Annotated in this window: 13 protein-coding genes; 4 read left to right on the top strand and 9 right to left on the bottom strand. The window is 69.0% G+C overall.

Features of this window, described 5'->3' with window-relative positions; all coding sequences use genetic code 11:
- Nucleotides 1-4: 4 nt before the first annotated feature.
- The 7 genes from CSR00_RS01495 to CSR00_RS01465 form a co-directional block, all read right to left on the bottom strand.
- The gene (locus CSR00_RS01495; protein ID WP_099020621.1) at nucleotides 5-1072 is read right to left on the bottom strand and encodes an acyl-CoA dehydrogenase family protein; all 1068 of its coding nucleotides are present in this window, start codon (nucleotides 1070-1072) and stop codon (nucleotides 5-7) included.
- Entirely contained in the window at nucleotides 1072-1956 is an 885-nt protein-coding gene (locus CSR00_RS01490) for an amidohydrolase family protein (protein ID WP_099020620.1), read from the bottom strand. The genes CSR00_RS01495 and CSR00_RS01490 overlap by 1 nt, the downstream gene beginning before the upstream one ends.
- 6 nt (nucleotides 1957-1962) lie before the next feature.
- Nucleotides 1963-3672, bottom strand: coding sequence for an acyl-CoA synthetase (locus tag CSR00_RS01485; protein WP_099020619.1), 1710 nt, complete (start codon nucleotides 3670-3672; stop codon nucleotides 1963-1965).
- A gap of 66 nt (nucleotides 3673-3738) precedes the next feature.
- Nucleotides 3739-4950 (bottom strand): amidohydrolase family protein, encoded by a 1212-nt coding sequence (locus CSR00_RS01480; RefSeq protein WP_099020618.1) that lies wholly within the window; start codon nucleotides 4948-4950, stop codon nucleotides 3739-3741.
- Nucleotides 4951-4978: 28 nt separating this feature from the next.
- Complete coding sequence (locus tag CSR00_RS01475; RefSeq protein ID WP_099020617.1) at nucleotides 4979-5845, bottom strand: enoyl-CoA hydratase; 867 nt, start codon at nucleotides 5843-5845, stop codon at nucleotides 4979-4981.
- Between the two features lie 178 nt (nucleotides 5846-6023).
- A complete protein-coding gene (locus tag CSR00_RS01470) occupies nucleotides 6024-7034 on the bottom strand; it encodes a dihydrodipicolinate synthase family protein (RefSeq protein WP_099020616.1) in 1011 nt (336 codons plus the stop codon).
- A 38-nt stretch (nucleotides 7035-7072) separates the two neighbouring features.
- Entirely contained in the window at nucleotides 7073-7870 is a 798-nt protein-coding gene (locus tag CSR00_RS01465; RefSeq protein WP_099020615.1) for an SDR family NAD(P)-dependent oxidoreductase, read from the bottom strand.
- A gap of 405 nt (nucleotides 7871-8275) precedes the next feature.
- Between CSR00_RS01465 and CSR00_RS01460 the strand changes: the two genes are divergently transcribed.
- Nucleotides 8276-9049, top strand: coding sequence for a TetR family transcriptional regulator (locus CSR00_RS01460; RefSeq protein ID WP_099020677.1), 774 nt, complete (start codon nucleotides 8276-8278; stop codon nucleotides 9047-9049).
- Nucleotides 9050-9101: 52 nt separating this feature from the next.
- Here CSR00_RS01460 and CSR00_RS01455 read toward each other — a convergent pair whose 3' ends face one another.
- Both CSR00_RS01455 and CSR00_RS01450 read right to left on the bottom strand, forming a co-directional pair.
- Nucleotides 9102-10013, bottom strand: coding sequence for an enoyl-CoA hydratase/isomerase family protein (locus CSR00_RS01455; protein ID WP_099020614.1), 912 nt, complete (start codon nucleotides 10011-10013; stop codon nucleotides 9102-9104).
- Nucleotides 10010-10867, bottom strand: coding sequence for a FadR/GntR family transcriptional regulator (locus CSR00_RS01450; protein ID WP_099020613.1), 858 nt, complete (start codon nucleotides 10865-10867; stop codon nucleotides 10010-10012). The genes CSR00_RS01455 and CSR00_RS01450 overlap by 4 nt, the downstream gene beginning before the upstream one ends.
- Nucleotides 10868-10981: 114 nt before the next feature.
- On the opposite strand from CSR00_RS01450, the gene CSR00_RS01445 reads away from it, so the two are divergent.
- From CSR00_RS01445 to CSR00_RS01435, 3 genes are read left to right on the top strand one after another with little or no spacing between them, the layout of a single operon-like run.
- Nucleotides 10982-11815: an enoyl-CoA hydratase/isomerase family protein gene (locus tag CSR00_RS01445; protein WP_099020612.1), complete on the top strand. Its 834-nt coding sequence runs from the start codon at nucleotides 10982-10984 to the stop codon at nucleotides 11813-11815.
- Between the two features lie 31 nt (nucleotides 11816-11846).
- Nucleotides 11847-12668 (top strand): enoyl-CoA hydratase/isomerase family protein, encoded by an 822-nt coding sequence (locus CSR00_RS01440; protein WP_099020611.1) that lies wholly within the window; start codon nucleotides 11847-11849, stop codon nucleotides 12666-12668.
- Between the two features lie 29 nt (nucleotides 12669-12697).
- Entirely contained in the window at nucleotides 12698-13489 is a 792-nt protein-coding gene (locus CSR00_RS01435; RefSeq protein WP_099020610.1) for an enoyl-CoA hydratase/isomerase family protein, read from the top strand.
- The last annotated feature ends 4 nt before the right edge of the window (nucleotides 13490-13493 follow it).

The following is a 13493-nucleotide window of genomic DNA, read 5'->3' as shown; positions in this document are numbered from 1 at the left end:
TCCTTTACACCGTCTCGGCGACGGACTCGGGGGTGTGCGCGCCCTCGCGCCGGGCGACGATCTCGGCGATGTGCTTGGCGGTGAGCCCGGGATCGCCCCCGGCCAGCGCCCAACCACGGGCGCGCACGAGATAGGCGGTCGCCGCGGCCTCGGTGGACACCCCCAGACCGCCCTGCACGTGCACCGCCATCGTGGCCGCCTTCGGCGCCTCCTCGGCCATGAACACGAACGCACAGCCCGGCAGTTCGGGCCGCTCCTCGGGCTCGTTGTCGAGGAACCAGGCCGCGCGCCGGGCCAGGTTGCGCCCGCCCTGCACGACGATGGCCATGTTCGCCAGCGGGTGGGAGATCGCCTGCAGCGTGGAGATCGGGACACCGAGGGTGTAGCGGGTCTTGGCGAACTCCGCGGCGATGGTCATCGTCTGCTCGACCAGACCGCACAGCGCGGCGGCCGTGAGCACCTGCCACTCGTCGAGGGCGCGCCGGTAGGCCGCGAGCGCATCCGGGCCCGAACCGAGGACCGTGCGGGTGTCGGCGGACGCCGGATCCACCCACCCCATGGGCAGTTGACCGAGGTTGGCCACCCGTGCGGGCCTGGTGGCGTAGGTCAGCAGGACGACGTCCGCACCGTCACACACGACGATCCCGTCGGCGATCGACGCCGACCCGACGAGCCGGGGGCCGGCCTGAGCCTGCGGGGACGCATCCAGGGCCAGGAGACGACTGCCCTCGATCACGTCCGACTCGACGACACCCAGGCGCTCGGCCAGCCGTGCGGCGCAGACGTGATCGATCCACGGCACCGGAGCCAGGGCGCGGCCCAGTTCCTCGGCGACGAGCACCAGGTCCACCAGTGTCGCCCCGTCGCCGCCGGCCTGCTCACCCACCGCCATCGACGTGGCACCCATGGCGCACAGGCGTTCCCACAGGCTCTTGTCGAACCCGGTCTCCTGGGCGGCCCACACCGTCTCGATCGGGCAGTGCGCCTCCAGCAGCTGACGGTAGGCGGCCTGCAGGTCGGTGTGGTCCTCGGTCAGGCTGTAGTCCAGCCGGCGCAACTCGTAACGATCCATCACCGCTCCTGATCTCGGTCGGACTGTCCGCCGAAGAAGAACTCGTCGGCATTGTGGTACAGATAGCTTTCCAGCGCCTCGGCGGGCAGGTCGAGAGCCTTGGCCTCCGGCACCACCCGATGCTGGCGCAGCACCGGCCAGTCGGAGGCGAAGATGATCTTCTTGGGCCCACGGGTCCGCATGTAGTGCAGCAGGGCGTCCGGCAACCGCTTCGGCGACCATGCCGAGGTCATCAACCGCAGGTTCCGGTATTTGATCAACATCCGGATCGCGATGTCCCACCAGGGATCCGCGCCGTGAATCATGCACAGTTTGAGCTCGGGGAAACGTACGCACACCCGGTCCAGGTGGATCGGGTTCTGCACCTCACCGGGGATCGGGGGCCCCGGGATCCCGGTGTTGACGCACAGCGGCAGCTCGATCTCGGCGCACTTGGCGTACAGCGGGTAGTAGACCGCGTCGCTGGGCGGGTACTGGCCGTCGGCCCAGAAGCTGGGCCCGACCACCGCGTAGGCCACCGGCAGGTCGGCCACCGTCGCGGACAGCTCCCGCAGCGAGGCCACCGGGCGCAGCAGGTTGACCCCGCCCATCGCGAGCGCGAAGCGGTCGGGGCGGGCCTCGACGAACTTGCGGGCCGTGACCGACGGCTTGGCCAGGTTGTCCATCAGGATGGCCTTGGCCACACCGTGCTCGTCCATCTCGTCGAGCAACTCGGACAGGTCCACCGGGTCGAACATCGACTTGGGGCCCTTGAAGTAGTCGTCGCGGACCTTCGTCATGAACTGGGGCTGGTGTTCGGTCTCGCCGAAGTGCACGTTGACCAGGCAGTCGATCACCGGTGGTGCCGCAGACGACGCTGCAGCTGGGGTCTCGGGTCGGGTCATCTGGGCCTATCCTCGGCTTCCCTCGGCGCCGGCGACGTCCCGGATTGTGGAGACATGCTGCGCCGCTTGCTGTTTTGCCCATCGGTAGTCGGCCTTCCCGTTGCCCAGCCGGCGTACCCGGTCGACGACGATGAAGGCCTTGGGCACCTTGAAACCCGCCAGGTCCGCCGCGCAGTGGGCATGCAGGGCATCGGCGAGCTCACCGCGCTCCTCGGCGCCGTCGCGCAGCGCGATCAGGGCCACCACCTCCTGCCCCCAACGCTCGCTGTCGCGGCCGACCACCAGGGCATCGGTCACGGCCGGGTGCGCACGCAGCACCTCCTCGACCTCCTCGACGAAGACCTTCTCCCCGCCGGTGTTGATGACCAGCGAGTCCCGGCCGAACAACCGCAGTGTCCCGTCGGCGTCCACCGCGGCCCGGTCGCCGGAGATCACCACCCGCCGTCCCTGTACCACCGGGAAGGTCTTGACGGTCGCGGCCCTGTCTTCGAAGTAGCCCAGGGGGATGCGACCGGAGCGGGCCACCCAGCCCACCTCGTCGTCTCCCGCGGCGAGGAAACGACTGTAGTCCTCGGAGAGCACCAGGCCGCCGGCACGGAAGGTGAACGTGTCGGCGTGGGTGCCGCGCTGGCTGTGGCCGAAGCCCATGTTGCCCGTCTCCGAGGAGCCGAACCCGTTGATCAGCGTGATGTGCGGGAGGTACTCCAGCAACGCCCGCTGATGCTTGAGATTGGTGGCCGCCCCACCGGTTCCGATGGCGAACAGCGACGACAGGTCGTAGCTGCGCCGGCTCAGTTCCTCGACCAGCGGCGCCGCGTAGGCGTCGCCGACCATCGTCATCAGTCCGACCTTCTCGCGCTCGGCGGTCTCGAGCACCGCGGCCGGGTCGAACCCGCGCATCGTGTCGTAGAGCACGACGGTCTGGCCGGACAGGATCGCCGAGAACGCCGTCCACAGGCCGGCGGCGTGCATGAGCGGGGAGACGGCGAACCAGGGTGGGCCGGCATTGGCGACCTTGTCGTGGATCTGTCCGGCGTGCTCGTGGTCGTCGCCGTTCATCGACGCCACGTACATGTCGGACTGCCGCCACAGCACGCCCTTGGGGCGGCCGGTGGTGCCGCCGGTACAGATCATCAGCAGGTCGTCCGGCGAGGGGACACTGCGATAGTCGCTGAGATAGTCGTTGCCATCGACGTTGCCATCGACGTTGCCATCGTCGTTGCCACCCTGCGCGAGCGCCTCGTCGAGGGTGACCGCGCCGGCCAGCTCGGGATAGTCGCTGCCGTCGTCGACGGACACCAGCAGTTCAGCACCCTCGCTGGGCAGCACGTCGGCGAATTTCGCCCCCAGGGAGCGGTGGTAGATGATGCCCCGCGGCCTGACGTAGGCCAGCAATTCGGCGACCTCGCGCGGCGTGTAGTGGTGGTTGACGTTGACCGGCACCACGCGCGCCTTCAAACAGCCGATGACCATGTCCGGGTACAGGTCGTTGTGCATGATCAGGGCCACGCGGTCCTGGCCGCATTCCCAGTTGCCGAGCTCGTCACGTTCGGTATGCGCCCCGAAACCCCGGCCCGCCAGGTAGTTCGACAGCCGGCGGGTTCGTTCGGCGGACTCGGCGAATGTGCTGCGGCGGTCCCCGCACACCGTCATCACCCGGTCGGGCACGGCCTCGGCGACGGCGTCGAGTACCGCCCCGATCGTCCACTCGCTCATCGGCAGACCCCGGCGGGCCCGGCGCCCGGGACCGTCGCGCGGTGATGCCACGTCACGGTGCGCCGCCTACACCGCTGCGTGGACGTTGACGCCCAGCAGATCGAGTGCGTTGTCGCGCATCACCTTTCGGGTGTCCTCGGCACTGAACTCGGGAAACTGAGGAATGTCGGCGGTGAAACTCATCGGGTCCGCCAGGCCCTCGCCGTGCGGCCAGTCGGAGCCGAACAGGATCTTGTCGACGCCGATGGTGTCCGCCAGTTGTTTGACGTCGTCCTCGTAGTACGGCGCGATCCAGACGTTGTTCCTGAGCTGCTCCACCGGGTCTTCCTTGAAATGGTAGGGAGCGTTGTTGGCGGACTTCCGGAGCCGCTTGATCAGCCGGTAGACGAAATACGAGCCGTTCTCGATGCTGGCGACCTTCAGCTTCGGGTGCCGGGTGAACACCTGGTGCACGATCATCGAGGCCATGGTGTCGTGGATCGCGCGATCGTCCATCAGCACCATGTCGAGCGGATCCCGCTTGCCGAACCCCTTGAACACCCCGCTGCCGCCCCACAGTGCCGGGACCGCCATGTATCCCGAGTCCGACAGGTGGAAGACGACCGGGATGCCGGCCTCGGCCAGCCGCGCCCACACCGGGTCGTGCAGCGGGTCGCCCAGCGACCGCGGCCTGACCGCACCCGGCACCGGCGCGGGCCGCACGCACACCAGCTTCGCGTCCCGGGCCAGGACGAATTCGACCTCCTCGACCGCCTTGTCCGGGTCGGCCAGCGAGATGATGGGGGCGGACAGGATCCGATGGTCCGGCCGGTCGAAACCCCAGTCCTCGTCGAGCCACAGGTTGAAGGCGTGCACCGCGGCCATCGTCGCCTCGATGTCATGCTTGAGCCCCTCTTCGACGCCACAGGCGAAGGTGGGCAGCATGAAGACCGTTTCGAGGTTCTGCTTGTCCAGGATCTGCACGCGGGCATCCCGGTTCTGGTATTCGGGATGGTCGGCGAGCCGGTCCACCTTCATCAGGGAGGCCGGATCGACACCCTCGGGAATCTCGCCGCGGAACAACAGATCCAGACAGCCCGGCTCGATGATCGGGTCGAAGGTCGGGTTGGGGATGAAGTGGTTGACCACGCCACCGAACACCGCGAGCGTGCGCCTGCCGTCCTGCACCATCTGCACACCGCGACTGCGGAATTCCTTGGGCTGGTGGCGGGTGAAGGCGTCGACGGGTTCGTAGTAGTGGTTGTCGACGTCGATCGCCCGATAATCCAGTTTCGTCATGATGGGACGTCCTCTCGGTCCTGTGCGGTCAGCTCTGTTCGCCGTGCGAAGTCAGCGGCGGGAAGTTCGGTGCGCGCTTCTCGAAGAAGGCCGTGATGCCCTCGATGAAGTCGGGGCGGGTCATCGACTCGTGCATCAACTTCTCGGCCCTGGTGCTGGTCTCGACGATCGGCAGGCCGGCGTCGGCATAGAGCTGGCGCTTCATCACGGCCAGGGAGCTGGGTGCGCAGTTGCGGGCCATGTCCTCGGCGTAGGCCAGGGTCCGCTCCATCAGCTGTTCACCGGGTACCACTTCTTTGACCAGGCCGAGTTCGGCGGCCTCCTCGGCGAAGAAGGTGCGTCCCGACAGCAGCAGGTCCGTGGCGGCCCCCCAGCCGGCCAGTCGCGGCAGAATCCAGGAGATGCCGTACTCGGCGATCAGGCCTCGCCGAGCGAACGAGGTGGTGAATTTCGCTCCGGCCGCGGCGAAGCGGATGTCGGCCATCAGGGCCTGCGACAGCCCCATCCCGGCGATCGAGCCGTTGATCGCCGCGATCACCGGCTTGGACAGCTGGGTCAGGAAGTACGGATGCTTCTCGGCCACCAGCGCGCTGACATCGGTCTTGCCGGCCGACTCCACCGTGGTGGTCGAGATCGAGTCGAGGTTGCCCATGTCGGCACCCGCGCAGAACGCCCGCCCACTGCCGGTCATCACGATGACGCGCACCGCGGGGTCGGCCTCGGCGGCCTCGACGCAGCGGTAGAAGCCGGTGGCCAGCGCCCCACCCCAGGCGTTCATCCGCTCCGGGCGGTTGAACGTGATGACCGCGACGCCGGAGTCCCGGACCTCGTAGAGCACCGCGCCGCCGGACGCGCCGGACTGCTCGGCGACCGCGCTGTCGTCGGCGACGCTCATCGGGCCTGTCCCCCTTCATCTGCGTACCGGCCCCGCTCGGCGCCGGCGGACCGCAGGATCGACGTTGCTGTCCACGTGCGTTCCCAGTGCTGTTCCAGGTACATACTGTATACCTATCGGTACTGCATTCCGCAACGCGTCCGCCGACGCCCGCCGGGGACGGTGAAGACCTGATCAGCTAGCACTTTTCGACCAGCCCGAGCCGCGTGTAGGCGGCCTCGATCTGCGCCTTCGCCGCGTCGGGCAGCAGCGCCTGCGGAGGACGGGAATGCGGGTAGTCGCCGATGGGCAGTCCCAGCACCGACGCGGCGTGCTTGAAGGCCGCTCCCCAGTGCGTGAAGTAGTCGGACCGGCCCGGGTAGCACACGAACCACGAGCCCATGTCGGACTCGAACCGGTCCATCCCGGACTCGGCCGCGTAGTCCATCGCCTCGACGAGCTTGTCGTTGTAGACCAGTTCCCAGTATTCGCTCACGATCCGCCGCTGCGGGGTCTCGTGCAGGTAACCGACGGTGCCCAGCTGCGCCGGGCACACGATCCCGGCGCGCAGCCACCCCGCCCGGTAGACCGTCAGGTCGCACTCCCAGATGACCAGCCCGGGGGCCAGCGCGTGCAGGGCCCGGCTGTTGCGCGGCCGGAACGCCCCCTCCTTGGTGGCACACACCGCCGGGATCTCGTCATAGATCCGTGCGCTCTCGGCCGCACTGAGCACGTAGCCCGACGACGGCGAATTGAACATGCCCAACGCGATGTCGGTGCGCTCGGCGACATGGGCGAAGTAGCGCAGCACCCCTTCCCCGCCGTGGGTCTCCATCATCGGTGTCTGGATGTAGGCGATGTCGGCGCCGGACTGCTCGGCGTGGCGGGTCAGCTCCACACAGTCCTTGACCGACGTCGCCGCGGTGCACGCCTGGACCACCAGGTCCGGGTTGTGTGCGCGACCGACCTCGATCGCCAACTCCAGCAGCCGTTTCCGCTCGTCGATCGTCAGGGACCAGAACTCGGCGACCCCGCTGGTGCACCACAGCATTGGGTGGCCCAGATCGGCGACACAGTAGCGAACCAGTTCGGTGTAGGCGTCCCAGTCGATGTCGTCGCCGCCGGGGCCCGAGAACGGGGTGTACAGCGAATCGCCGATGCCCCGCAACGCACTCCGCGCCCAGGACCGGGCCTGCTGTGCCGTCGCCACGATGGTGCTCCTCTCGCCGGGCGAACGTGAGCCGAGACTCAGGTGAAGTCGGTGCCGCCGTCGACGTTGACGTTGGCACCGGTCATGTAGGAGTTGCGCCGCGACGCCAGGAAGGCCACGACCGGCCCGATCTCCTCGGGCAGCCCGGCCCTCGGGAGGTGCGCGGGGTGGCCGAAGTGCTCGGTGATGGCCTCCATCAACCGATAGGGGTCCTCGGCGTCGACCCCCACCGACCGGGCCCAGCCGACCAGGGCCTCGGAGGCCACGCTGCCCGGTGAGATCACGTTGACCAGAATCTCGTCGGGCGCCAGGGCCAGCGCCAGGTTCTTCGACACGCTGACCACCATCGCCTTGGCGGCGGTGTACGCGGCCAGGGTGACCCCCTGGCGTTGGGTGGAGGCGGCCGAGAAGTTCACGATCCGCGCCCACCGCGCGTGGCGCAGTAGCGGCAGCGCGGCGCGCACGCAGTGCACCATCGTCATGGCTCCGCCGCCGACGGCCAGGTGCCACTGTTCGTCGTCGAGGTCCTCGAAGCGGCCCTGGACGCTGGGACCGACGGCGTTGACCAGAATGTTGAGTTCGCCACCCCAACGCCGTGCCAGCCCGTCGAAGGCCTCGGCCACCTGTGTCTCGTCGGCGGCGTCGGCCACCAGCCCGACCGCGTCGGGACTGCCGCGACCGGACAGATCGGCGACCGTCTCGTCGAGCCCGGCCGCGCTGCGCGCGATCACCGCCACCCGGGCGCCGTCGTCGGCCAGGCACCGCGCGGTGGCGCGGCCCATTCCGCGGCTGCCGCCCACCACGACCGCCTTGGCGTCACCGAGCCCCAGATCCACCGCGCTACCTCCCCGCCGGTCGGGCGGCCGGGGCGACGCGGGAAAACCCACGCGGGAGTACCGTTTCGGAGCGGTACCGCGGTGTGACCTCGAGGTGTGGCACCGCCATCGCGTTCCCTTTCCCCGATCCCGCACGGGCACTCCCGGAAGTCATTACCATACCCATTACGGTAAATACCTGTCGACGGGCTCACAGCCGCCGCGTTGCTGTGGCACTCGTCTCACGGACGCACCGGGCGGCCCTACAACCGGATGGCTACCGGTAAGGTTGACCGGAACGTCCGGCGGTGACACGCGCGCTGTACACGCAGTAAGCGGGCACACTGCCGGTAGATTTCCCGGAGGGGACCGGCGCGGATCGCCGGGTCCACGGAACGCGGGAACGATTCTTTGGAGGTGCCCGTCGTGGCGAAGCAAGCGACCGCCGAGAAACGCCAACGGCGGGAGCGCGGCTCGATCAATCCCGACGACATCATCAAGGGCGCGTTCGAGCTCGCCGAACAGGTCGGCATCGACAACCTGAGCATGCCCCTGCTCGGGAAGCATCTCGGGGTGGGCGTCACCAGCATCTACTGGTACTTCCGCAAGAAGGACGACCTGCTCAACGCGATGACCGACCGCGCGCTGCGCCAGTACGTGTTCGCCACCCCGTACGTCGAGTCCCGCGACTGGCGCGAGACCCTGCGCAACCATGCCCGGATCATGCGGGAAACCTTCCTGGGCAATCCGATCCTGTGCGACCTGATCCTGATCCGCTCGGCGTTGAGCCCGCGCGCGGCCCAGCTCGGTGTGCTCGAGGTGGAGAAAGCGATCGCCAGCCTGGTCGAGGCCGGGCTGTCCCCCGAGGACGCCTTCGACACCTACTCGGCCATGTCGGTGCATGTTCGGGGATCGGTGGTGCTGCAACGGCTTTACGAGAAGAACGCCGCGGCCGACGACGGCGCGCCGGCCCTGCAGGACGCCATGGTCATCGACGCGGACAACGCCCCGCTGCTGGCACGGGTGAGCGCGGCCGGCCATCACCTCATCGCCACCGACGACGCGAATTTCGAGTTCACGCTCGAGTGCATCCTGGACAACGCCGAACGCCGGATCGGCACCGCCAAGGCGGCCGGCCGGACGGCCAGACCGCGGGCGAAGAAGACCGCCGCCAAGGCCCCGCGGTCCCCGAAGCGCTAGATTCCGCACCCGTCACCCCCCGGCCGTTCCGGGGATGCGTGCCGTCGCACACTCACTCGGGCTCCGGGACGTGGAAGTGCTCGTCACGCAGCCGGAACGCCTCCCTGGTCCCGTGCTGGGCACGGGTCTTGACGAAATTGAACTCCCCCGGGGCGAACTGCAGGTTCGTCCCGTAGGCGTGGAACAGGTAGCTGCAGACCTCCTCGCCCTGGTAGGCCTGGCTCTGCTCGACGAGCCGGAACGCCTCCTTGGCGATCACCACGCCGTCGGCGGGCATCTTGGCCGCCTTCTGGGCCCAGTAACGGGCGCGCCCCGCAACGGATCCGGGCGCACAGGTCTCGGTGAAGACCCCCAGGTGCTCGATCTCCGAGGCCTCGATGATGTCGCCGGTCAGCAGCATCCGGCGGGCCAGCACCGGACCGAGACGGTGGAAGAACATGTGCAGACTGCCCAGGGCGGGCCCCAGAAACCTGGTGGCCGGCATGCCGATTCGGGTGTCGCGCCCGATCACGGCGATGTCCGTCATCAACGCCATCTCGAAGCCGCCGCCCAGCGCGTATCCGCTCACCTCACCGACGGTGACCTTCGGAAAGCCCATCAGGTTGTGGTAGAAGCCGAACGACTTTCGGTCGACGGTGAGGCGGCGGCGCTGGCTGGGCCGGCTCTTGGCGGGCGGGCGAGTGGACTCGGCACCGTCGGCGCCGCCCTTGCGCTCACCCCCGTACCAGCCGTAGGCGTTGTTCATGTCGGCGCCCGTGCTGAACACCCCGTCGGCACCGCGCAGCAGCACCACGGTCAGATCGTCGTCCTCGGCCACCGCGTCGAGGCAGCGCGCCAGACTGTCCCGCATACTCGCGTCGTAGGAGTTGCGCTGCGCCGGGTTGTTCAGCGTGATCGTGGCGATCCGGCTGTCGCGGTCGACGTCGAAGAGCACGCGGTCGTCTGTCGTGTCCGAAGCGGTCACTGCCCGGACTCCTTTCTGTGGATGCTTCCGTTGCGGGCACCGAACCAGCGGTCGGTGTCCGATATCAGACGGGCCTCGATGGTTCGCTTCGATCCGGCGGCCAGGGTGTTGCTGCGCGCCGCCGCCAGATGGGCGCCGGCGATCCGCACCGCCCGGGCCGCGTCGCCGTCGCGGATGGCCTCCAGCAGGCGCTGATGGTCGCGCAGCGCGGCCCGTCTGGTCTGCCGGGCGAGGTGCGCGTCGGGCGGTGCCGACTCCCCGGACGGTCCGTCCGCCGGTGCCTCGCCGTCCCCCCAGACGGCCGACTCGTGGGCCGACCAGATGAGCTCCAGCGACCCGATGAGCAGGATCATCGGCTCGTTGCCGCACCGGGAGACCAGTTCCTCGTGGAATCGCCGGGCGTTGGGAACGTAGCGGGCGGCGTCGTCGAATTGTTCGGTCTGGACGGCTATCTCGGCCTCCAGGAAGGGGAGCACCTCGGTGTGCCGGTCGGTGCGCGAGGCGCACATTCCCGCACAGATCGGCTCCAGCTGGATCAGCGCCCCGCTGACGTCGGCCGGCCGGGCCCCGCGCGACTGCAGCACCATTCCGATCATGTGCGCGGTCCTGGCCGCCGACGGCGCCTGGACCACGGCCCCACCCATGTTTCCCCGCCGCACCGAGACCAGGCCGTCGGTCTCCAGGAGATGCACGGCCTCCCGCACGGCGGGCGGGCTGACCCCGAATTCGGTGAACAGGTTCTCCTGGGACGGCAGCACGTCGCCCTCCCGCAGCCGGCCGGTCAGGATGTCCTCCCGCAGGCGCGCGGCCACAATCTCGGCCACCCGGGGCTGGCGGATCCGTTGGCCGGTCACCCGTCGCGCCTCCCCTGTTCCATCGGCGGCCTTTCCTTGCTAACTTGTACAGGATAGTAACCGAAGCACGTACCGTATGGCTATCCATATCGCTCTCGAAGGGACCCGCTGCAGGTGAGTGCCGACACCGGATCCGACACCGGATCCACCGCCCCGCCCGACGGGTCGGTGACGGCGGTGCGCGACGGCGCCGTCCTGCGCATCACCCTCGATCGACCGCAGCGCCGCAATTCCCTGAGCCGGCCGATGGTGGACAGCCTGGTCCGCCTACTCACCGACGCCGCCACCGACGACACGCTGCGTGCGATCGGCATCACCGGGGCCGGTGGACACTTCTGCACCGGGGCGGACTGGGTGTCCACCAATGCGGGGGGTCAGCGCCCGCGCAGCGGCGATCTGGTTCGGCGCATTCCACTGACCGCCAACCGCGCGATCGAACTGGTGACCACCATCCACCTGCCGGTGGTGTGCACGGTCCGTGGTTGGGCGGTCGGTCTGGGCGCGAACCTGGCACTGGCGGCCGACTTCACCTTCGCCGACACCGGGGCCACCTTCTGGGAGCCGTTCCTGGACCGCGGCTTCAGCCCGGACTCGGGGGCCAGCTGGCTGTTGCCGCGGCTGGCCGGTGTGGCCCGGGCACGCCGGATGCTGCTGCTCGGCGAGAAGGTGTCCGGAACCGAGGCCGCCGAGTGGGGGCTGATCCACGCGGCGGCCTCCGCCGGGGACCTCGACGATCAGGCCGACGCCCTGTTGACCCGGCTGGCGGGCGGCCCCACCGTGGCTCTGGGCCTGGCCAAACAGGCCCTGGCCTACGGCGCGCACGCCACCCTGGCCCAGACCATGGCCCAGGAACTGTCCAACCTCGAACTGTCCTGCCGTACCGGCGATTTCAAGGAGGGCCTGGCGGCGTTCACGCAACGGCGACCGCCGGACTTCCAGGGCCGCTAGACACCGGCAGCCACCACCGAAGGGAAACCACATGTCCGCTCCGTCCGCGGGGCCGTTCGACACCATCACCTACGAGCTGGACGGCCACACGGCCACCATCACCCTCAACCGCCCCGAGGCACTGAATGCGCTCTCGCCGCACATGATCAACGAGCTGCGCGCCGCCTACGAGGAGGCCGAGAGCGACGAGAACGTCTGGCTGATGATCGTCACCGGCACCGGCCGCGCCTTCTGCACCGGAGCCGACGTCAAGGAGATCCCCGAGGACGGCAAGGTCATCTACGAGAGGCCCTACCTGTCCACCTACGACCAGTGGGAGGCACCGCAGGAGGGCACCCCGCCGTTTCGCCGGATGGCCAAGCCCGTCCTGGCCGCCATCAACGGGATCTGCTGCGGCGCCGGGCTGGACTGGGTCACCACCGGCGACATCGTGATCGCCTCGGACCGGGCCAGCTTCTTCGATCCGCACGTCAGCATCGGGCTGGTGGCCGCCCGCGAGATGGTGCGGTTGGCCCGGGCGCTGCCGCGGTCGGTGGCGCTGCGCATGGCGCTGATGGGCAAGCACGAACGGATGACTCCGCAGCGGGCCTACGAACTGGGCATGATCACCGAGGTCGTCGAACACGACCGGCTGCTCGAACGCGCACACGAGATCGCCGCCGTCGTCAACTCCAATGCGCCGCTGGCGGTCCGCGGAACCCGGCTGGCCATCCACAAGACCCTCGACCTGCCGCTGCTGGAGGGCGAGATCCTCGCCGAGACGTTCCGGGAGCGCGTGGTGCGCACCGAGGACGCCGCCGAGGGACCGCGGGCCTTCGTCGAGAAGCGCGCGCCGAACTGGCAGTGCCGCTAGGAAACCAGGGAATCGAGTAGGAAATCGCGATGACGACCAGCCCCTTCGAGACCATCCTGGTGGAGTTCGACCGTGCAAGCCACGTCGCGACCATCACCCTGAACCGGCCCGAGGCGCTCAACGCGTTCAACCGCACCATGTGCGAGGAGATGCTCGCGGCCTGGCGGATCGTCAAACACGACGAGGCCACCCACGCCGTGGTGTTGCGGGCCGCCGGAGAGCGGGCCTTCAGCGCCGGTCTGGACGTCAAGTCCGACTACGGCCAGCCCGACAACGTCTGGAACCACGAGGATCCCGGCGAGCTGCTCAGCCCCAAGTGGCAGAAGATGTGGAAGCCGGTGGTCTGCGCCGTGCAGGGCATGTGCACCGCCGGCGCGCTGTATTTCGTCAACGAGTCCGACGTGGTGGTGTGCTCGGAGGACGCCACCTTCTTCGACTCGCACGTCACCGCCGGTCTGGTCTCGGCACTCGAGCCGATCGGGTTGATGCGCCGGGTCGGCCTGGGCGAGACGCTGCGGATGGCGCTGATGGGCAACGACGAACGCGTCAGCGCCCGGACCGCGCTGCGGATCGGGCTGGTCACCGAGGTGGTGAGCACCGACGAACTGTGGTCGCGGGCCCACGAGATCGCGACCACCATCGCCGCCAAACCGCCGTCGGCGACCCAGGGCACGGTCAAGGCCATCTGGGAGTCACTGGACAAGCCCTACCGCGCGGCGCTGGACCAGGGCCTGATCTACACCCGGCTCGGCAACCCGCTGGGCAAGGCCGAGCTGGCCGCACGGCCCGCCGGCGACCGACCCGCCCCCCGCATCCGGTGAGGAC

This window comes from Mycolicibacterium palauense (assembly GCF_002592005.1).
GTDB classification, from domain to species: domain Bacteria; phylum Actinomycetota; class Actinomycetes; order Mycobacteriales; family Mycobacteriaceae; genus Mycobacterium; species Mycobacterium palauense.
The sequence above is the reverse complement of the archived record's forward strand: the minus strand, read 5'-3'. Positions and strand labels throughout refer to the sequence as shown.

Excerpts from the sequence above, each read along its gene's own strand:
- CSR00_RS01485 (WP_099020619.1), bottom strand. The coding sequence starts at position 3,672 with ATGAGCGAGTGGACGATCGGGGCGGTACTCGACGCCGTCGCCGAGGCC.
- CSR00_RS01440 (WP_099020611.1), top strand. The coding sequence starts at position 11,847 with ATGTCCGCTCCGTCCGCGGGGCCGTTCGACACCATCACCTACGAGCTG.
- CSR00_RS01495 (WP_099020621.1), bottom strand. The coding sequence starts at position 1,072 with ATGGATCGTTACGAGTTGCGCCGGCTGGACTACAGCCTGACCGAGGAC.
- CSR00_RS01480 (WP_099020618.1), bottom strand. The coding sequence starts at position 4,950 with ATGACGAAACTGGATTATCGGGCGATCGACGTCGACAACCACTACTAC.
- CSR00_RS01490 (WP_099020620.1), bottom strand. The coding sequence starts at position 1,956 with ATGACCCGACCCGAGACCCCAGCTGCAGCGTCGTCTGCGGCACCACCG.
- CSR00_RS01475 (WP_099020617.1), bottom strand. The coding sequence starts at position 5,845 with ATGAGCGTCGCCGACGACAGCGCGGTCGCCGAGCAGTCCGGCGCGTCC.
- CSR00_RS01435 (WP_099020610.1), top strand. The coding sequence starts at position 12,698 with ATGACGACCAGCCCCTTCGAGACCATCCTGGTGGAGTTCGACCGTGCA.